Genomic DNA, 20,830 nt, shown 5'->3' with positions numbered 1-20,830 from the left:
TTGCATGGAGGCCTGATAATGGCGTTTAAAGAGGGATGAGATACTCTTAGTCTTTCAATGTTACACTAAATAGAAGCATTTCTATTATATTCTCCCCAAGCTAAGGAGTATTCAAGAGGTGAGGGATATGGCTGCGAAGGATCAGGCAAGGGATGCTTTGGATAAGACCGTAAAGCTGATAGAGGAGACCAGAGCCATCCTGGATTACATAGCGAATAAGGAGGGAGATCCCATAAAGCTTATACTGAAAAGTGTTATCGATGAGAAGCTGGTCTCCATCCTAAGCTATGTGATGATAGCCAAGAAGTTCATGGATGAGGGAGGAAGCGTGGACAAGCTTGTCGAGGAGGTTGTTGAGAAGGGATCAACGAAATCAAAGGAGGAAGCCAAGGGACTTTTGGGGAGGATCTCCACGCTGGGAAAGAAGGTTATAGGGACAGAAAGCTGAGATATATTTGGAGTTCTTTCGAAATTCGATAGCAGTGAGCCATATTCCGATTCAGCTCCACCCAATACCCCGTGTTACTCTTTTTTCCTTTCCACAGAAACCTCCAGCACTAAGCACTGCAAGAAGAATGTCAAACCACTAATACGTTTCATCGACTCAGCTTTAATGGTGCACACGCATAAAATTTTTAAATGGCTTCTTCAGCTAATCTTGATGGCTTTATCCGCTGAGGAGAAGAAGAGATTTCTGAAATCCCTTGATGAAGACAAGGAGTTTAGATACGCGGTTGCGGGCTATCTTGGCATTGGTGAGATACTGAAGAGGCTTGATTCACTGGAGGAAAGCATGGTAAAGCTTTGGGAGGAAGTAAAATCCCTGAGGGAGGATTTTAACACTTCAAAAAGCGATATGAGCACTTTAAAAAGTGATGTCAGTGTGCTGAAAAGTGATGTGGGCACTTTAAAGGGCGATATGAGTACCCTAAAGAGTGATGTAAGTACATTGAAAAGCGATGTAAGTACATTGAAGGAGGATGTTAGCACGCTGAAAAGCGATGTGAGCACGTTGAAAAGTGACGTTAGCATGTTAAAGAGCGATGTTAGTGTGCTGAAGAGCGATGTGGACACTTTAAAGAGTGATGTGAGCATACTGAAAAGCGATATGAGCACGTTGAAGAAGGATGTGAGTACATTGAAGAAGGACGTGGGAGATATCCGCACAACCTTGGACAGGCTCACACTGACAGTTGAGGATGAGGCCAGAAGCGTGATAAAACACAGGATAAAGAGGGATCTGAACATGGATATAGAGCTTGACAGAATTTTCATCGACGAAAGAGAGGTGAACATATATGGGGCTGTGAATGACATCTGCGTTGTTGGAGAAGCCACAGTTAGGCTGGGCGCAAAGTTGATTGACGAGCTCCTCGGTAAAATAGAGCTCATAAAACATGAGAGGCCGGATCTTCTGAGAAGGAAGATCATAAAGGTGATATACACTGATTATGCAGTTCCTGATGCTGTGGAGACTGCCAGAAACAAAAAAGTGTGGATATTGAGGCGGAAGAGGGATCTGACACCAATGGTGATTGAGGAAGTTGGTTGAGCAGTAAAGTTTTAATAGTTTTTCACATATGAATTGCTTGCCCCCTCTTCTTTCTCTCCTTAACATCATCTTTCAGGAAAGAATGGTTTCCACCTACTGCATTCCATTATATAGGGAAATCATAATGGAGAAAATTGAATGCCCTTAGCGAAGGATCGATAAATCTTCCTGAGACCAAAGCATGTGACTCAATGTCTATACTATGAGAGAAATGTGTATGTAGCAGATGCATTTAAGTTAAAAAAGATCATTAGTGAGAGGGAGCTATGTTATGCCAAACATTTTTTAAGCGGATGCTAGCTGGATTCAGGCGGTGAAGGCGGAAATTTCCTCTTATGGGCTATTATTATAGTTATGAGAATGAAGGTTATTACTACTCCGATGACCCATAAATACGGAATAACGAGATGAGACGTGAAATCTCCCTGATTAATATCCTTTCCTCCTGTGAAGCTCCAATCGAATTTTCCATCCCCATCAGAGTCCACCTCAACTGTAACTCCGTTCTTCCCTTTTGAAAGCTTTTCCCAGTCCACTTTATACTGGTGGACTGCCTTAGGGGTTATGTGAATATCTCTAGCAGTAAAGGTGATGGTTTTTCCTTCTTTGCTGTATGTTACTTCTAATCCATAAGTTCCCTCCTCTGTACCCACTATATTAATTATATGAGTATCGCTTGGAAAGAAGATTGTAACTATACGGGAAGTATAGAAGTAGTAGGAATTTGGAATTTCCATTCTCACTTCACCATTTACCAGCCCTGTGATCCTTCCTTGGGAATCACAGACCCTCAGCTCAGCAGGACTACAAAGATGACTATTCATTTCATCAATACCATGAATGCCCCATTTCTCATATAAACGCTCCTTACTTCGCTCTATCAATGCTAAAGTGTAATCGATGTAGAGGGATTCGGATTCAAACAAAATGTTTACCTGCTTCTCTATTTTGCCAATCTTATCAATATATTCACGCAGCTCTTTATGCGTTTCAAGCATGTTTACTGTTACGTCCGAAACATCTTTTGTAATTGAAGCTATTTTACCTAGGGCGCCGACGGAGGACAGGGCTTTTTGACCTAGGTGGATGATATAATCTGGAATCCAACTTACAACAGTCCACCATACGCTTTTATCGATCTCTCCCGTAGGAAGCGCCATGCTAGTACCATAGAGGAATTTGAAATATCCATTATAGTAGTAATTAAGATAATTCCTTGCCGTTTCATAATCTGAAATCCCATCTCGATGAGATTCTGCTATTTCCCTCGCTTTTTGATAGTCCTTCTTTGAGGCCTCCAAAAGCGCACGACCCGCCTCCAGTAGGAACCTCACTGGATCGGTATAATGAGAGATTTGTTCCTTTAGAATTGTACCTAAGGAGCTGCCTGGAACTGGTAATTCCAATTCTGCGAATATGACTAAATCTACTACCATAAATATACCAGTCTTACCCCATACTTCTATATTATACGCCTCGGATAGCCCTTTACTTGTAGTTATTACGTTATTAATTATATTGATATTATCTGAAATATATTCAGGGGATCCTATGCGCTTTAGAAGTTTATTCGCCCTATCTATGGTCCATATTTTCCTCAAAAGGCTTTCATCAGAGATAGGTTGGAAATTGGTGTAGGTATATACTTCCCATGCATGAGGCTCTACTGCAAGAAAAGAATGGTCGCTTGATTCTAATGTTACTGGATCTATGAACTTCTCCAGAGTCACTATATAGTATTCGCTTCCATCTACCACAACGCTCCTTATTTCCTTTGCTCTTTGCTGGATTACTGTCTGAAGATCGCTAAGATATGTCAAATAGCCGGACTCGGGAATAAAACGTCCAAGAACCCCCCGCATATAGATGCCGACTGTTTGCCCAGAGCCTACTTCCAAAAGGCCGAGAGGTATCTTGAGTTCGAATACATCATTAAAATCTACGGAGGTTGATGAGACCCAAATAAGCTTCCAATTAAAATCACTTCCCGTCCCAATATATCTATAGTAGTCCACTTCAGTGTCTTTCAACAAGTTAGCCCAGAGTTTGGCATCGACTCCAAATTCTGACCCACCATATCTGTAGTATCCAGTGTTATCGTTATTATCCGTGTCAAGACTAACAAGAAAACCGTAGTATAACCCTTCCTTGTTGACCATCACTGTTGGCCTGCCCCTCATATCAATCCTGAAGTAAAGGTTCTCATCGTCGTTTGCAACATATATGCTTGAGACCTCGAACCCAAGAAGAATGGATTTTGGTGGAAGGGTTATCGACGGACTGATTGAGCCCCAATCGCTTGAGTACCCATCTATCTCGATATATTTAACCGAGGAGTCTATGACATAATTAAGCTCCGTATCTAGCGTAGCCTCAACCTCGAAATATGTGTCTATATAGAAATCTATTCCATCCGGGGTATATCCTATGTCCCGCTTGTCCACCCAGATCTCCATGTAGCTTAGCCCGGGTGCCCGCCCTGCGTTCAGCGTCAAATCCTTAATGTCCTCATAATATTCGATCGTGCTGTCCCACTTAAAAAGCTCTGCCCGGGAGTAGGAGCTGTCTCCAGAAAGAGAGAACCTGATGATGTAGTCATTTCCCAGCCCGTTGTAAAGTCCGCCTGTCTGACAGTTCCTATCAGCATCTATGTAGATATCTATCAAGCGCACATAGTCTTCGGAATTTGGTATTGCACCGTAATACTCAACGCGGAAGTATAGTTTTTCTCCCTCCTCCTTCATGTAGATTGCTTTGACATCCATCCAGTCAACATTGTAGACTCTTGGTGGGGAATATATTAGGACATAGCCCTGAGGCTGACCGTAAACCGGTGGAAAAGGATGCAGGATAATTATCAATGCTATGGGGATGAAAATCCTTAAATTCATCTTCATCTCCCAACTTAAGTCAACAGAATTATTTAAAGATTGTCTCCGTAAATTCTCTAAGACTATTCAATGGCCTCCGCATTTTAGTCTAGTTATGCTGCAATTAACTAAGGAATCCCAAGGCACTACTATAGATTTTCATCATCCTTCTCTAACGGCAGAGGTCTTTACACAACTAACCTCCTCTGGCATCACCTTCCTAGCGGCTTCTCAAGAATTTTGTGAGCGGCGAACGGCACCAAAGCTATTAATTATAGATATCAATATCATCTTTCATTTTTTAAATATCACCGCTTCTTCCAGTTCTTCCCTGATTTCAAAGATGATAAACTCTCTCTCTAAGGTGATTATCGATTCGATATCCTTTATGCGTATGCGAACCCAGAGAATGTAGAAACGAAGATAAAAGAAAAAGGGAAGGAAGATGATATGATGGCAGTGAGCAATCCCAACGGAGATCTGTTGTTGAGGGAAGATAGAGAGAAAACAAGACTATTTCCTAAAATTAGATAGTTCTCCGAATATCCTAATTCTAGTCTTAGCTTACATGAGATTTGTTTGAGGAGAGTAAGGATTATATCAGAAGATTAGCTAACCCCCGAAATTTTGATCCTAGTTGTGGCATTCTTTAAAAATTGAAAATCAAATAAAAAAGAGAAAGGAGAGAGAAAACTAGGCTTAACAGGATCCTAGAAGCTCTTCACGGGCTCAAACTTGCTTATAGTTCAACTCTGACAATAAATCGCATGTCCTCTTAACATCATTTGCCTCCAAGTGTACCAAGAATTCCTCTCTGTCCCAATTTTTGCTCATCCTATGGCCCCATCTCTCAACCTTTGTGAGATTCCACAGATATAGAGTCTCAATGCAAAGAGGATTGAAGGAGCAGTTTCCTCAGTATGGGGTCCACGACAGAGTATTTTTCACCCTCTTTCTTTATAATCATGGCAGACAGAAGGGCGTCTATTATGCCCTTCAACACTGCATCATTCACATTGCCGACTTTGATCTCCAATGCATGCTTTATCTCACTCCAAGAAGCTCCGATTGACATAGCACTTAGAGCAACAATGTATCTTCTTCTGTCCCTATTCCTGAAGAAGTGCTCGAGCTCCTCCAAGACCAGCTTACCCCCCTCATCAAATACATTTTTTAGAGCATCCCTGTGGCTTAGCCCTCTGACTGCGACGCTGTTTCCATAAAATGTCAGCCATCCCACTATTCCGTCAAGCTCTTCAACTGCCTCCAATATATCCGAATCCGGGACATCGATATTGTGCTCCTCGAACCCCGCTTTTAAGAAATTTACCGAGGTTTCCCTGCTGAAGGGTTTGAGAAAGAGCCTTGCAGGAGATCTTCCATAGAGAGGAGAGGTGGAAGAGGGTTCTAAAAGCATTCTCATCAGCCCGAACATTGAACCGGAGAAGATAAATACGATGTTTCGGTAGGTGTTGAAGGTATTTGCAAGAAATCTGAGCAGCTGAGGGGAGGCGCTTGATAGCTCCTCTATCTCATCAAGTTCAACGACTATCCTGTCTTTGAGTCTGCCAAAGATTGAAAAAATTGAAAAAAGGGTTGAGGTGGGTCTTCTGGAGAACCTCAGTGAGAACCCGGAGGATGTCAAGGAGACCTCATCTATCGATCCCAAGAGATCTTTTACGCTGTTAAACAGACTTTTTGAGCTATTTAGCGATTCAATGAGGACTCTCAACAACCCATTTAGACTTTTGATGCCCCATAAATTTAAATAAATGGTTTTGTAGCCCTCTTCCTCCAGAGGCTTTCTGCACGCTTTAAGAAGACTGGATTTCCCTATCATCCTTGGGCCAAGAACAGCAACCCAATTACCGCTTTTTATAAGCCTAATAACCTCTTTAATTTCCTCACTACGGCCATAGAGTTCATCCGGAGACTCTTTAGGATGCAGATCGAACAGCATCTCACTTAACCCCCTTAATTACTTAACACCCTTAAGTAAAAACTTTTCGCCGGGCAGCATAATACACTAGAACAATACTTCCTGTTTAGATTTCTTATTAATGTTTTAAAATAGAATATTCCTCGCTTATCGCAAGGAATCCTACTGGATAGTTAAGATAGCTGTTGAGCTCAAACACAAAGATTTTATGTAAATAATGATCCCTCAGCCTGTGAAGAGGGAGAGCACACTTAGGATATTGATTGGGGAGATCTCAGGAAATATCGATCTGATGGTCCTTCTGATGTATATTATAGCCTCCCTTATTTCTCCCTTTCTTTCTCCTTATTTTACCCTCTGGGGGTTTTCCCTACTCCCCACCATCCTCTATATCATCTTCTTTTTCTACTTCGTATACAGGTTGAAGGAGGAGATCTCCGCAGTAATATCTGAAAAGCACCTTCCAGTGATCTTTGTCACAGGGGAGAGGGATGTGAACAGAAAACAGCGAGTGATTCAGGCAGAGAATGCAATAAAGAGGGTCACAGGCTTTGATAAATTCGGCATGATCGAGAGACACTTTCACATCGATTTGTCAAGGGCTGTTTACTGGAAGAGAACTCCATCTGGCGAGTGGATTAACTATATAGAGGATGGGATAGAGATGATAAAATGTCTCTATTACGAGATCAGAGGGAGAAAGGTATACCATCTGTTCTTGGGGCGACCTTCTGTTATCGCACTGGGCTTAGGAGCTATTTTAGGAAGGGCTATTATAGAGAGTCCGCCTGTTATCGTGTACCACGAGGATGGTGGTGAATACAGGCCGGTTCTCGATCTCAGCAGGGATCCGGGGAGGATCAGGGAGCGAATAAGCGGTAAACAATATAAATATATAAAAGTAGATCTCCCGAAGAACATAGGGGATGAGGTCGTCTTAGCCCTTGAGATGACGAGGCATCCCCTAATGACAGAGTTGAGGAATTATATCTCAGAGAATAACATTACTGCTCCTGTAATTTTGGTCAAGAACACTTATGGAGGGGATTTAAAGGATGAAGATTGGACTAGGCCTGTTCAGGAGCTGTACAACTTGATACTGGACCTAAGGGATATGGGGGTAAGGAGATTCCATCTGTTTATTGGCATGCATGAGGCGATGGCCTTCGGGCTCGGATATGCCCTAGGCTCTTACTGGGATATAAAGGTCTACAAATTGGTAAAAGAAAGGAGCACATACGAGCTGGTGTTCTCCTTGAACGAGCTTCCTGAGTTATCACTGGAATGAAGTTCCTATAGAATTATTTAATGCTAATATAAATTTAGATTAAACCAATATGCGAATAGTAATGGAAAATTTGGCTGGAACTTTGCAGGAAAGGAGCTTGCTGACGAAGATTCCACACCTCCTCTTGGGATAACTCTGCGTTCATGGATCCAGCTAACATTTGCTTTTGTAAAAATAGGCTCTTTTCTCAGCTGCCAGTGCTTTTTACCTGATCCTTGGCATTTACATCTGGTTCATGCCCAACTAGCTTAACAATATTCAAGTTATCTCCGCATAGGATTTAGGGGTATTGGCGAGTTCTCTCTGAGGATCTCCTGTTAATAATTGAGCAGACTGAACAAAAGATAGAGCTTTCTTTAAAGATTTTAAAATATCTCAATTAACTTTTTAAAATTATCATTGCTGAAAAACATATGAGCAAGAGATCCATTATAGTAGCCACTTGGGGCAACCCTTTTGAATGGAGGAAAGCCTCTTACAGGTTAACAGGATCCGAGAAGAAAGTTGAGAGCGTTACAAGCCTTTCCCTTCTCATGGAGGAGCTATCACCTGATCTCGCAGTTGTGTTCATTCCTGAGACTCTTGTCTGCGTTAGCAAGGTAGAGGAGTATGGGGGAAAGGTGATCTCACCTGAGCTCAAAGGAGATGAGTATGGAGAGCTTATCTCCGGATTGAGAAGGTCCATGAACGGGTTTTTTGAGGATAATATGCTGAAAAAGGAGAAAATAAAGGTCGTAATTGTGCCCAACGTGGGGGAATATGGCCGTGACGGGATGAGGTTCAGGTGGAGGCTGCCGGCAGGAGAGAGGATAAGCCCGGACTCTGCTTATGCCTCCTATGTCCTCATCTCAACAATATCGGAGTTGATGAGGCTAAGGGCTGAGGAAATCTCCGTATACTTGGACACGACACACGGGATCAACTTCATGCCTCTTGCTGCGTACAGAGCAGTTATAGCAGCATTAAGAATGATATCAGTATTTTATGGATTAAAAATAGATTTTGAGCAGTACAACAGCACTCCGTATCCGAGAGGTATAAAAGGGGAAGGAGAACCACCTGATCTCGAGGTATTCAGCGTTAAGAAGGAGAGAATAACGCCTGTGAAAGCTGCTCAGAGGCTTGTATACAGCTACCTCTCCAGGGATGATGTAAAGCCCATGAGATTTGCGACAGGATTAAACAGAGAGAAAATTGTGGAGATAAAGGAGAAGCTGAGGCTTGAAAGAGCACAGGAAATACATGGAAGAGCGGGTCCTCTGGCAAGCTCAATCCATTACAGCATGCCTCTAGCATTCCTTCAGTTCTCGGAGGAAATGGATAAGGAGGAGATGGAGGGGATAATAGATGAGATGGAGGAGCACATGAATGAGCTGCTCTCCTACATCAACGTCAAAAAGGAGGAGAAAAGAGTGTCAATAGAGCATATGGTTGCGCTGAGCTATGAGGATCTTAAGAGCCTCTTCTCAGCATTATCCCTCATTTCATATGGCAGAAACTGCGTTGAGCTTATGAAAAACATTAGAATAGATGAAGGACTTGTGGAGGCGCCTTTAAGCACTCTGGAAAGGACAGTAAAATATCTTCAGGGTCCATTAGCCGAAGTGGCGGAGAATGAGATCTCCAGTTTCAGGAAGAGGCCAATTTCAGAGTTAAGTAATATGATAGAAAAAGCTAAGGAAAGGAGAGAGGAGTGGATCTCATCGGAATCTCAATGCGAGGATGTGAGAAGGATAATGATAGCACATGCAGGGCTTGCTTTTAGATCCATAGAGGTAATGCTTGATGAGTTCGGGGAGATCTGGGTCAGATATAGGAGAGATTGTCTTGAAAGAACAAGAGAGATTATAAAAGGGGCTTTAGAGAACACCAGAAGGATGGTCATGGGCGAGGAGTGGTGACATATTTTGTCTTGAGATGCATGCAAAAATTCATTTTCTATTTTAGTTTAAAAGGAATAAAGTCTTGGAAGTTTAGACTTTTAGTCCCAAAGAGTGTTAGAGCAAATACATCCCCGCCTATGAAGAAGGGGGAAAATAGAATTCTCTATTTAACTTACTAAAAACTTTATTAAAAGATATAGAGAAAGGGTTCTTGTGAGACCTGCACTCAGATATGCACTCTATCTTGCGCTCAGATATGCGATCTACCAGATGAAGAGCATCGATTCCCTCTCAGTTTTCGTACCCTATGCAGCTTCTCTCCTGCTTTACTCCTTCCTGAAGAAATCCGTTGATTTAGAGCTTTTTCTCATGATTTCCACTGTTATCTTCCTCTATTTCATCGCCCTAGTAGTGATAGGACTCATGGAGGAGGGAAAGGATGTGAACATACCAATTGCTGTATCAAAGGGGGAGGTGAGCCTCAGGGAGCTGGAGAAAGCGATGGAAAATGCAAAGCACAAGCCGACAAGGATAAGCTATGGGAGACTCTGGCTGAGAGCAGAGGGCCTAAGGGAGGAAAGAACAGTGATAAAGTATTTTACGGTGAATTGGAGCGTTTTTGATGCAGTTAAGAGGGAATTTGAGTTCTTCAGGGAGCTATTCGGTGCAAACAATGTGAGATTCCACATCTACATACCACAGGACCAGCCCACTTCAGTTGCCTTCATGGTGGGGATGGCATTGGGAATCATAAATCACAAGGAGTTTCTCGTGTACTGTGAGGAGAGACCTGAGTCCAGCGTGATAGTTCTCCCAAGCATGTGTCAGGAGGAGGGGGATCTGAAGCTGAGAGTCGAGCTCGGGGTTGTGGAGGAATCAGGCCTGAGAATAAATGAATTGAGTAATAAAATAAAAGAAATGCTGGATAAAATAAAAGGAATGGGTTCTCCGATTGATGTGCCGATGTCAGTTTTAATCGATCTGACCCCAAGTCCCGCCAACTTGGATGCCTTAAAAAAGGTCTCCGGTGGAAAATACGTTTACATATCCCTTGAGGAGAAAAGAGTGCTGAAACCGGGTGAGATAAAGTTTCTCTCCGAGAAATTTGTCCCTGAAGTTGCAAGGCTCATTTCGGAGCTAAGTAAGAATAGCGGAGAAAAATTGTTTATTACGTTAAAGGCACCTCATCCGGTGAACATCAGGCTTGGATTTGAGCTGAGATATCTCAGAGGGTCGATAAAGCTGCTTCACTACGACAGGGAAAAGGGAGAATACGTGGAGCTAAAGGAAGCATAATGAAAGCATTCATGTCGAGAAATTTTCCCAAAAGGAGTTTGCAGAGCCTTATCGCTCTACTACAGCATTTGGGCACACTTCATCTTTTCTTTTACAGCAAGAGTGAACCAGTATAATAATCGCCCTCATACTCAATCTCCCCCAACTTCTTGGTTGTCCACTGTCCTCTGCTTTATCCCTTTTATATAAATCATTATCATTGTATTTATTCTTTCGTTTCTGTGGAAAACTCGCTCAGCTTTCCAGCTCAATCCCTCCTCTTTTCAGGGAGATACCAAATCTGCCGACCAAAAAATGGCAATACTCTGTTGTATCTATAAGATTTCATCTCCTCTCAATTTAAAACATGTTATTAGATGAAAGAGGAAGCAATATATTTCAGATGGGATAAAAAAGCTAGAAGAAGGCTGTTAAGCGCAGACAACTTTCTCGAACATTTTGGTTTTTCTGAGTATGTGAGAAGGGAACCTGAATGAAAGTATATAAATTTTTCCTCGAACATTTCGAGGATAGCTTTTAAAGTTTTTCCCTCACAGTTAATGTTCGAGAGAGGGGTTTGTGGAAAGGGTTAAATAGGAGCCCCTTGGTACAAATAGATTGTTAGAGTATATGTCTCAATGCAAAGAGGATTGAAAGTCGTTTAAGTCAGCCCAGATTTCCTGAGTTCAGGAGGGAAGTCTCAATGCAAAGAGGATTGAAAGTTTCTTGGCTACTTCCCAAAAGGATTGGCAACTGATTCAAGTCTCAATGCAAAGAGGATTGAAAGTGTCTTCTCATTCACTATTATGCTGTGGATTGTGTAGGGTCTCAATGCAAAGAGGATTGAAAGAATCACCTGTCCCCTCATCATCCCATATGTGGTACCAGGTCTCAATGCAAAGAGGATTGAAAGGTGAAGAGAGGATAACTAAGAGAGAGAGGAGTGTGTGTATAGTCTCAATGCAAAGAGGATTGAAAGTTGTATCGTAAATTGAAAAGAGAGGCATCAAGGCAGGTCGTCTCAATGCAAAGAGGATTGAAAGTGAAAGTGTAATAGAGAAGATGGTTGAGGCAAATAGAAGTCTCAATGCAAAGAGGATTGAAAGCAGACCCGTTCTCTGGAAGCGAGAAGCTTCTGGGGACGGGGTCTCAATGCAAAGAGGATTGAAAGGCCAATGCCACCTCTGGGTCATTGGGGATGAAGAGCTGGAGTCTCAATGCAAAGAGGATTGAAAGTGCAGACCTAAGGATCTTTTGCACAATTCCAGCAAATCTGTCTCAATGCAAAGAGGATTGAAAGAACACGCCTTTTGCTCTCATCACATTCAAGAATGATTGATGTCTCAATGCAAAGAGGATTGAAAGAGGACAGCTCAGTTTAGCTCATAGTTTTAGAAACGTTAGGTCTCAATGCAAAGAGGATTGAAAGACTTCCATGCCCTGTATCACAGCTATTCCATCGGCCTGGTCTCAATGCAAAGAGGATTGAAAGCTGAAGTCCCAGTTTCCGTTATCTCTTTTATTCTCATGTGTCTCAATGCAAAGAGGATTGAAAGTTTCAGACAACATTAGTTTTCTTTCTAAGATACTGGCTGTCTGTCTCAATGCAAAGAGGATTGAAAGGAGGAGGTGATTTAGATGGACTGGGTTCAAATAATTCTGGTCTCAATGCAAAGAGGATTGAAAGCCTAGAGCTTTACTTATGCTCTCGAAGTCCTTCTCCTCAGTCTCAATGCAAAGAGGATTGAAAGTTCCTCCTTCAGCTCCTTTTACCTGTGATCGCTTCTCAAAAGTCTCAATGCAAAGAGGATTGAAAGTAAGCGCAGCGAAGGCTTTCTCAGTTCGTTTACCCTGACCCGTCTCAATGCAAAGAGGATTGAAAGTCGAGATAGGGCTGGGAAAAGGGCTAAGCTGAAAAAAAGTCTCAATGCAAAGAGGATTGAAAGAAAGAAGGTGTATATATGTAGGCATCCCGCAGATTCACGCGTCTCAATGCAAAGAGGATTGAAAGAGTCCTCCTTCATCGGGGAGGGCCTCTGGTATATTCTTTGTCTCAATGCAAAGAGGATTGAAAGTTATCACATTTTGCAGGTCAGCTGTTGTCTGCACATCAGTCTCAATGCAAAGAGGATTGAAAGGATTTTGAAAGCTCGAAAGAGCTAGGGTCAAGGGTCATGTCTCAATGCAAAGAGGATTGAAAGGTATTCCATGTCTCTGATATTTCATCTTTTTTAGATAGAGGTCTCAATGCAAAGAGGATTGAAAGAAGCAAATTTTTCTTATTGCCCTTATGGTGTCGATCATTAGGTCTCAATGCAAAGAGGATTGAAAGCACTCTTACAAATGTAAACAATCCTTTTTCATTTTTCTCGTCTCAATGCAAAGAGGATTGAAAGTTTCTGAGACAAACTCTACATAATCTATTTTATTTATTGGGTCTCAATGCAAAGAGGATTGAAAGTCCTGTGAAAACAACAGGTGGCTTTTCTTTCATTAAAACTGTCTCAATGCAAAGAGGATTGAAAGGGTAATCCTCCTTTTCCATACAAGCATGTGCATTTATTGTCTCAATGCAAAGAGGATTGAAAGGGGGGTAGACTCATGGCGGTGAGAAAAGTGAAAACCCCGTCTCAATGCAAAGAGGATTGAAAGATAAAAAGCGTGTCTATATACAAATTCACGGCGAGCGGGTCTCAATGCAAAGAGGATTGAAAGTGCCATATAGAAGTAGGCGTTAACTTTTTAAGCGAGACGTCTCAATGCAAAGAGGATTGAAAGCCTGATCATAGGCACTTTTGAGCTGATTTACATAAGTATGTCTCAATGCAAAGAGGATTGAAAGAGGTGCCGCATTGGGTGGAATATGGGGAATAGTGCCTAGTCTCAATGCAAAGAGGATTGAAAGTGTTTTAACCTCCTTTAATTTGAAATTAAATCTGAATAAGTCTCAATGCAAAGAGGATTGAAAGGTTGTTTTTGTGTCCTTTATGTCATTGTAGACGTTCAGTCTCAATGCAAAGAGGATTGAAAGAAGTCAAACCTGATATTGAAAAAGAAATTTAATTTTCCTGGTCTCAATGCAAAGAGGATTGAAAGAACCGGTTATCCCGGTCTGAATTTGAGAACCATCACTGTCTCAATGCAAAGAGGATTGAAAGAGATCCTATTGCGATTGCTGTAGGCCAAAAGATGGGGTGTCTCAATGCAAAGAGGATTGAAAGACAGTCAGGAACTATTATTTTTCCTGTGAATACATAAGTGTCTCAATGCAAAGAGGATTGAAAGTTTTTTATCACTTCTTCTTTTCCATCCTTTCTCTTTATTCTGTCTCAATGCAAAGAGGATTGAAAGCATTCAAACTCCCAGTCCCTCCTCGATAATATTTTGAATCCAGCGTCTCAATGCAAAGAGGATTGAAAGCCCATTTTAAGCTTGAATCCTGCTGTTATCATTACATGTCTCAATGCAAAGAGGATTGAAAGTTCCCAAACCAGCTGTATTTGTAGTCTACGTAGCCAATTGTCTCAATGCAAAGAGGATTGAAAGAGTATAATTCTTCTCGCATATTATTGTCATATTCTTAAGTCTCAATGCAAAGAGGATTGAAAGAGCTAACATCCTCTATCGATTCTCCTCCCGGAATCGGCTCCGTCTCAATGCAAAGAGGATTGAAAGCCTTTGTGGTGATGCTGAACCAGTGAGGTGATCCCATGAGTCTCAATGCAAAGAGGATTGAAAGTATTGTTGATGCATCAATGAACTCAGTTGGTGCTGGAAGGTCTCAATGCAAAGAGGATTGAAAGTGGTCAGGTGGTGATCCTGACAACGATCCCGTAACATAGTCTCAATGCAAAGAGGATTGAAAGTCAAGCAGGATGCCGTATGGAGCAAGTTTGTGGCTATTGTCTCAATGCAAAGAGGATTGAAAGAGCTGTGGCTGATGCCATGGATTAAAGTCCTCTCCCCGTCTCAATGCAAAGAGGATTGAAAGTTGACTGTTTTGATAACATTTACAGCAACATGTTTCACTTTAAGTCTCAATGCAAAGAGGATTGAAAGCAGATAATAAAAAGCAGGGGAATGCTGAAATCAAGCAGTCTCAATGCAAAGAGGATTGAAAGACCATACACGACGAGAGGAATAAAAGCTGAGATAGAGTCTCAATGCAAAGAGGATTGAAAGCTCCCATACCTCTCCCTCCCAGCGGGGCCCCCCATTTTGTCTCAATGCAAAGAGGATTGAAAGTTCTTGATCGGGGCTTTATCCCGTAAAAGGGAGAGCCGTCTCAATGCAAAGAGGATTGAAAGCGTTATTCCTGCCGGACGGGTGGACCAGAGAGACGTTCGTCTCAATGCAAAGAGGATTGAAAGTTCGGGGAGGCAACCCCGTCCGCATGCCCTTGGATCTACGTCTCAATGCAAAGAGGATTGAAAGTTTTTGACAGGATGTACAGCATCTCCAAGAGCTCCCTCTTCGTCTCAATGCAAAGAGGATTGAAAGATCAGTTGCAGGTAGTCCGTGACTGGGTCGTGAACCTCTGTGTCTCAATGCAAAGAGGATTGAAAGGCTTTAAAGAGGTGGCCGCGGAATCCATGTAGACTATGTCTCAATGCAAAGAGGATTGAAAGATAGGCTCGCCGAGGAGCTTGAGGAGAAGACAAAAGCACGTCTCAATGCAAAGAGGATTGAAAGTCCCCCCGGAATTTAGGCCCCCGAAAAATAAAAACCTTTAGTCTCAATGCAAAGAGGATTGAAAGCAAAGCCCTCAATACTCTCCCTCCTCTCGTGGTACCTAGTCTCAATGCAAAGAGGATTGAAAGATGTGGAGCCTATATCCTAACGGGGGGATAAAATGGAAGTCTCAATGCAAAGAGGATTGAAAGAGTTAGATGCCAGATTATATAAATGGAACAACGACACTATTGTCTCAATGCAAAGAGGATTGAAAGATAAAAAGGATAAAGGGAGTTAGGCTGGAGCTGGAGGACGTCTCAATGCAAAGAGGATTGAAAGCTGACCCACCTGTGCACCTCCTCCCTCGTGAGCCTCCTTAGTCTCAATGCAAAGAGGATTGAAAGGGGAGGTCGTGGACGCCGTGGTCGAGGGGAAGCTATCGGAGGTCTCAATGCAAAGAGGATTGAAAGAGCTATCACGGCGTCGGATTCCACTTCTACTAACGATGAGGTCTCAATGCAAAGAGGATTGAAAGATTACGAGAAGAATTTCAACCTTTGGCACCACGTCGGCCTGTCTCAATGCAAAGAGGATTGAAAGTTCCTACTGGTGACGATGACTTTACTGGTGCGACAACCCTGGTCTCAATGCAAAGAGGATTGAAAGGAGAAACCCGTGACCGCAATATCGACCCTGTCCTCCTGTCGTCTCAATGCAAAGAGGATTGAAAGAGTGGGTCTATTGGTTTCCCCCCTATATATTTCCGAACGTCTCAATGCAAAGAGGATTGAAAGTTGGTACTGGTACACAATAGACAACGCCACCTACACCGTCTCAATGCAAAGAGGATTGAAAGGCTACTTTTATCCATGCTTCTCCTGCCTGTATTCTAGCCGTCTCAATGCAAAGAGGATTGAAAGGACAGGCTTCTTCATATATGAACTCCACAAAAGTGATAGGTCTCAATGCAAAGAGGATTGAAAGTGATCCTCCACCACCTCCACCTCCACCCGCACCATAGGTTGTCTCAATGCAAAGAGGATTGAAAGTCAACTGTCGCTGCTACTCCTAAGTCTCCCTTGTCATCGGTCTCAATGCAAAGAGGATTGAAAGGGAAGTCCACTCCCCTCTCCTCCGGCCTCGTTGGTGCGTGTCTCAATGCAAAGAGGATTGAAAGTCAAGCCGGTCGTGGAGCTGAAATACCCGAGCTCCGCCGTCTCAATGCAAAGAGGATTGAAAGTTTAGTGTCTCCCCGTGGAACGCCCTGTCTACTTCGTGTCTCAATGCAAAGAGGATTGAAAGGTAAAATGGGGGGCCCCCTCTATTTGGGAGGGAGAAGTCTCAATGCAAAGAGGATTGAAAGGGGTGCACCGGTAGATGCGGCCGATGCACTAAGAAAATCGGATTTGTCTCAATGCAAAGAGGATTGAAAGAAGCTCCCCACGTAGATGGTGCCGTCGGGGCCTATGGTCGTCTCAATGCAAAGAGGATTGAAAGATTTTCAGGCTGTCTAGGGAGCAGAGGAGCAAGCTGTCGGTCTCAATGCAAAGAGGATTGAAAGTGGCGTCCTCCGTGCTCCTCGTGGGCTTCGCCTACATAAGTCTCAATGCAAAGAGGATTGAAAGTTTCCGTCGGTCACTCTTACCGTGTCCTCTAAATGGTGGTCTCAATGCAAAGAGGATTGAAAGTAGTTTTACGTTAACTGTCTCTCTCTATAACTTTAAAAGTCTCAATGCAAAGAGGATTGAAAGCTAACTATTACAGAGTACCCAATATTTCCTGTATGAAAGTCTCAATGCAAAGAGGATTGAAAGAACTCCGCACAGCACTAAAAGCCCTTAATGAAGGGACACGTCTCAATGCAAAGAGGATTGAAAGATGCCGTCGCCCCTTACGTACTCGTTCACCCATATCGGGGTCTCAATGCAAAGAGGATTGAAAGCTATTGGGGAGAGAGAGCACAAGCCTCATGTCATCACCTGTCTCAATGCAAAGAGGATTGAAAGAATTTTTTATCTTCCGGCCCGACCCGAAAATTTTTCCATGTCTCAATGCAAAGAGGATTGAAAGGGATACTCGAAGCGAATATCCACCGCACGGTATGTCCGTCTCAATGCAAAGAGGATTGAAAGAATATTATCGAATATTCTTCCCTTGGCATCTTATTTTGTCTCAATGCAAAGAGGATTGAAAGAAATAAATTGACGTAGCTAAGAAATTCTCAACGGCCGTTTGTCTCAATGCAAAGAGGATTGAAAGTAATCAGGCAATTGTAATAGCATGTATATCAAACATCAAGTCTCAATGCAAAGAGGATTGAAAGCTTTCAGCGTTCCTGTCTATATCAATGGATTTCACCCCCAGTCTTGATGAAAAGAGGATCGAGATAAGTTGCATCAGACCCTCATTAAGGCTGAACTGTTCAACTTCTTGACTGGAGACCCCTTCTCACGCTTATAAATTCCGAAAAATTTTTTATAAACATTTTTAGGTAATTCGATCAGAGAGTAGATGAAAAGAAGATCTGTGATCTTTGCAACTTGGGGGAACCCTTTTATCTGGAATGAAGCTAATTACAGGCTATCAGGGTCTAAAACAAGTGTAAAGGGTGTAACAACAATATATCTTCTGATAAAGGAGCTTTCTCCCGATCTTGTGGTGCTCATGGTTCCTGAAACCCTTCTCTGCGACAAGAAGGTGGAGGAATACGGAGGGAGGACAATCCCTCCAGGGATAAATGAAGGTGAATACAGAAATCTTGTGTCAGACCTGAGGAATTCCATAAAGAGCTTTTTCAGGAGGAAAATGCCGGAGGATCTGGAGGCAAAAGATCCCGAAGTTGTGATCATGCCAAATGTTGGGGAATACTACAGTGAAAACATAAGAGTTGAGTGGAGGCTTCCGGAAGGGGAGGAAGTAAGCCCTGACTCTGCTTATGCAGCTCATGCCCTGATATCGGCTGTATCAAGCTTGATAGAAGTGGGCAAGGATGCTGATTTCATCTCCCTTTACTTTGATACAACTCATGGCATTAACTTCATGCCATTAGCCGCTTACAGGGCACTGATGGCGGCATCCAGAATAGCATCCGCTTTTTACGGGCTGAAAATAGAGTTCAAGCAGTACAACAGCACCCCGTATCCACCAGGGGCAAGAAGCCGGTCCAATGTTCCAGGTATGTCCTATGTTCCAGATCTGGAGGTCTTTGTCGTAAAGAAAGAGGTTATAACACCAGTGAAAGCAGCTCAGAGGTTAGTTTACAGTTATTTATCAGGAGGGGAATATTTCAGGCTCTTTTTCTCAAAAAATGGAATAATGAGGATCCCTGAGCTCGAGGAGTTTCGGAACATCCATAAGAGAGCAAAAGCATTGGCAAGCTCAATTCACTACAGCATACCCCTTGCCTTCATCCAGTTCTCAGTGGAGAATTGTGAGTACGCAGGAAAACTTGAAGGATACATAAGAAGGATTAAGGAACTTCTCGAGGAAGCCCTCCTCCACATCAGTATCACAAAGAGGGACGAAAAGCTCTGCATAGAACACAAGATAGTGCCGAATTATGATTATCTGAAAAGCCTTCTCTCAGCTTTCTCCCTCATCTCCTATGGAAACAACAGCTTAGGTGAGATCAGGATACAGGATGGCATTGTTGAGGTGCCACTGAGCAAGCTGGAGTCCGCAATGAGATACCTGCAGGGCCCTCTAGCTGAGGTGGTCAGGCATGAGATCTCGCATTTTATAATAGAGGGGTATATTCCCAAGGAGCTGAAGGAGATGATAAGGCAAGCTAAGGAGGACAGAGGAAACTGGAAGCATTACTCTGAAAAGTGCGAGGATAATAGAAGGACGGTGATAGCACATGCCGGGCTTCCTCACAGATCGATAGAGGTCATGTTCAACGGTGAGATCTGGGTCAGGTACAGAAAGGATTGTCTTGAGTATCTAAGAGATCTCATGAAGAATGCTCTGGAGGAAACCAAGAAGATGATCAAGGGGGATAAAGAGGAGAGATAATTTTTATTTAGAGAATTTTTAGATTTAACACTTCTTATAAGTTCATTATTTCTTGATTTATGCTTTAATCTGAACTAAAATCCGCAGGGGACTTTTCCAGCTGTCTTAAGGTTATATATCTGTCCTGAGTACTGTCTTATGCCAGCAGCCATAGTTGCGACAATGGGGCTCTCCCCTCCTGTTGTGACCGAGTTTCTTCAGCATCTGATATCCAGAGGGGAGGATGTGAGAAGAATAGTCCTGCTTTCAACTGAGGAAAGGGAAGTGCTGGCCGGATCAAAGCTTGTTGAGACAGCTGTTAGGGCAAGATATCCGAAAATAGAGGTGATAACGGAGGTGTTTCCGTATCAGGATGTGGACAATGAGGAGAGATCATTCGACTTTCTAATCAGGACTTCGAGGCTTATCTCCGACTTAAGGGGAAAATATAGGCTCTACCTTCTCATATCCGGAGGAAGGAAGGTGATGAGCTTGGAGCTGGCGATGATGGGCCTTTTCTTCCCCTTAAGCGATGTATATCATGTGATAGCTAGGGATGTCAAGGTGGCGAACATACTTCTGGAGAGCCTGAGGGAGAAGATAATGGAGCTCTATGAGGCAGGAGATCCCCTGTCATTTTACAGATCTGTTGAGGAGTTTGAGAGGCTCATGTGGCCTCCTCAGACAGAGTATAATGTTGTAAGACTTCCGTCAATTCCATATCCTGATGAGGTTTTGAGGGAGGTGGTGAAGGCATTAAGAGGAGCGAGAAAGGATGAGGTAAAGTTCAACATCGCTGTGTTAATGGAACAGCTGGGCCTTATACAGGTGAGCGGAGGGAAAACGATTCCAACGGAATACGGGAGAAAGATGCTTGAGTTCCTGAGGGAGATAGTGTGAAGTAATGCTTAAATAAAAGCGGAGTTTACAGTTTGGGATGGTCGAGTATGTGAATAAGCAGATCGAGGAAGAACTCTTATCTTACTATAAAAAAGGGTTGAATTCCTTTTTTGAAAAGATAAATGACAAGCTTGAGGAGTTCCTGAAATCAGCAAAAATGGAGGGACAGAAAGAGCTATTCAAGAAACTTATAAAAATACGCACCTATCCACCACTTTTAACACTACTTCTCTCAAATAATCCAGAAAATGGTGATTGGGAGAAGGCAAGGCTCTCCTCCTTAAAAGCAGTTGCCGAAGGAGAAGGATTCAATAAACTAGCTGAGCAGATAGAAACTGATCTCGCATATTATGAGAAGGCTAAAAACGGCTTGAATTCTCTAAATAAAGGAGAAGGTGAGTGGGATATCACAATACAGGTGTTTGAGGTGGGTTCAATTCAGGAGATAATAAGAAG

10 protein-coding genes and 1 CRISPR repeat array are annotated in these 20,830 nt (G+C 42.7%); of the genes, 8 read left to right on the top strand and 2 right to left on the bottom strand.

Features of this window, described 5'->3' with window-relative positions:
• Nucleotides 1-127: 127 nt before the first annotated feature.
• Together D6D85_RS07120 and D6D85_RS07115 are read left to right on the top strand one after the other, a co-directional pair.
• Entirely contained in the window at nucleotides 128-448 is a 321-nt protein-coding gene (locus D6D85_RS07120; RefSeq protein WP_125671379.1) for a hypothetical protein, read from the top strand.
• Nucleotides 449-661: 213 nt separating this feature from the next.
• Entirely contained in the window at nucleotides 662-1,552 is an 891-nt protein-coding gene (locus D6D85_RS07115; RefSeq protein WP_125671378.1) for a hypothetical protein, read from the top strand.
• A 296-nt stretch (nucleotides 1,553-1,848) separates the two neighbouring features.
• Here the strand turns inward: D6D85_RS07115 and D6D85_RS07110 are convergent, their stop codons facing one another.
• Both D6D85_RS07110 and D6D85_RS07105 read right to left on the bottom strand, forming a co-directional pair.
• Nucleotides 1,849-4,443 carry a hypothetical protein gene (locus D6D85_RS07110; RefSeq protein ID WP_237558784.1) on the bottom strand — a complete coding sequence of 865 codons (2,595 nt, stop codon included), beginning with the start codon at nucleotides 4,441-4,443 and terminating at the stop codon, nucleotides 1,849-1,851.
• An 862-nt stretch (nucleotides 4,444-5,305) separates the two neighbouring features.
• Nucleotides 5,306-6,382, bottom strand: coding sequence for an AAA family ATPase (locus D6D85_RS07105; protein WP_125671376.1), 1,077 nt, complete (start codon nucleotides 6,380-6,382; stop codon nucleotides 5,306-5,308).
• Between the two features lie 211 nt (nucleotides 6,383-6,593).
• Between D6D85_RS07105 and D6D85_RS07100 the strand changes: the two genes are divergently transcribed.
• From D6D85_RS07100 to D6D85_RS07075, 6 genes are all read left to right on the top strand, one after another.
• Nucleotides 6,594-7,649 (top strand): SAVED domain-containing protein, encoded by a 1,056-nt coding sequence (locus tag D6D85_RS07100; protein WP_161969740.1) that lies wholly within the window; start codon nucleotides 6,594-6,596, stop codon nucleotides 7,647-7,649.
• Between the two features lie 413 nt (nucleotides 7,650-8,062).
• On the top strand, nucleotides 8,063-9,550 hold the full coding sequence (csx1, locus tag D6D85_RS07095; protein ID WP_125671374.1) for a CRISPR-associated CARF protein Csx1: 1,488 nt from the start codon (nucleotides 8,063-8,065) through the stop codon (nucleotides 9,548-9,550).
• Between the two features lie 195 nt (nucleotides 9,551-9,745).
• The gene (locus D6D85_RS07090; protein WP_125671373.1) at nucleotides 9,746-10,828 is read left to right on the top strand and encodes a hypothetical protein; all 1,083 of its coding nucleotides are present in this window, start codon (nucleotides 9,746-9,748) and stop codon (nucleotides 10,826-10,828) included.
• A gap of 611 nt (nucleotides 10,829-11,439) precedes the next feature.
• Nucleotides 11,440-17,804: direct repeats of the CRISPR family, unit length 25 nt; unit sequence GTCTCAATGCAAAGAGGATTGAAAG.
• A 188-nt stretch (nucleotides 17,805-17,992) separates the two neighbouring features.
• Nucleotides 17,993-19,495, top strand: a complete 1,503-nt coding sequence (gene csx1 / locus D6D85_RS07085) for a CRISPR-associated CARF protein Csx1 (protein ID WP_125671372.1) — start codon at nucleotides 17,993-17,995, stop codon at nucleotides 19,493-19,495.
• Nucleotides 19,496-19,633: 138 nt separating this feature from the next.
• Entirely contained in the window at nucleotides 19,634-20,374 is a 741-nt protein-coding gene (locus D6D85_RS07080; RefSeq protein ID WP_125671371.1) for a CRISPR-associated ring nuclease, read from the top strand.
• A 37-nt stretch (nucleotides 20,375-20,411) separates the two neighbouring features.
• Nucleotides 20,412-20,830: hypothetical protein (locus D6D85_RS07075; RefSeq protein ID WP_133308297.1), on the top strand; the 419-nt coding region annotated here is incomplete at its 3' end.

The organism is Candidatus Methanodesulfokora washburnensis (assembly GCF_003947435.1).
In the GTDB taxonomy this organism is placed as follows: domain Archaea; phylum Korarchaeota; class Korarchaeia; order Korarchaeales; family Korarchaeaceae; genus Methanodesulfokora; species Methanodesulfokora washburnensis.
Note: the sequence above shows the minus strand (reverse complement) of the source record. Positions and strands in the feature narration are given on the sequence as shown.

Coding starts and splice junctions, on each gene's coding strand:
- D6D85_RS07120 (WP_125671379.1), top strand. CDS start 128: ATGGCTGCGAAGGATCAGGCAAGGGATGCTTTGGATAAGACCGTAAAG.
- D6D85_RS07115 (WP_125671378.1), top strand. CDS start 662: ATGGCTTTATCCGCTGAGGAGAAGAAGAGATTTCTGAAATCCCTTGAT.
- D6D85_RS07110 (WP_237558784.1), bottom strand. CDS start 4,443: ATGAATTTAAGGATTTTCATCCCCATAGCATTGATAATTATCCTGCAT.
- D6D85_RS07105 (WP_125671376.1), bottom strand. CDS start 6,382: ATGCTGTTCGATCTGCATCCTAAAGAGTCTCCGGATGAACTCTATGGC.
- csx1 (WP_125671374.1), top strand. CDS start 8,063: ATGAGCAAGAGATCCATTATAGTAGCCACTTGGGGCAACCCTTTTGAA.
- csx1 (WP_125671372.1), top strand. CDS start 17,993: ATGAAAAGAAGATCTGTGATCTTTGCAACTTGGGGGAACCCTTTTATC.
- D6D85_RS07080 (WP_125671371.1), top strand. CDS start 19,634: ATGCCAGCAGCCATAGTTGCGACAATGGGGCTCTCCCCTCCTGTTGTG.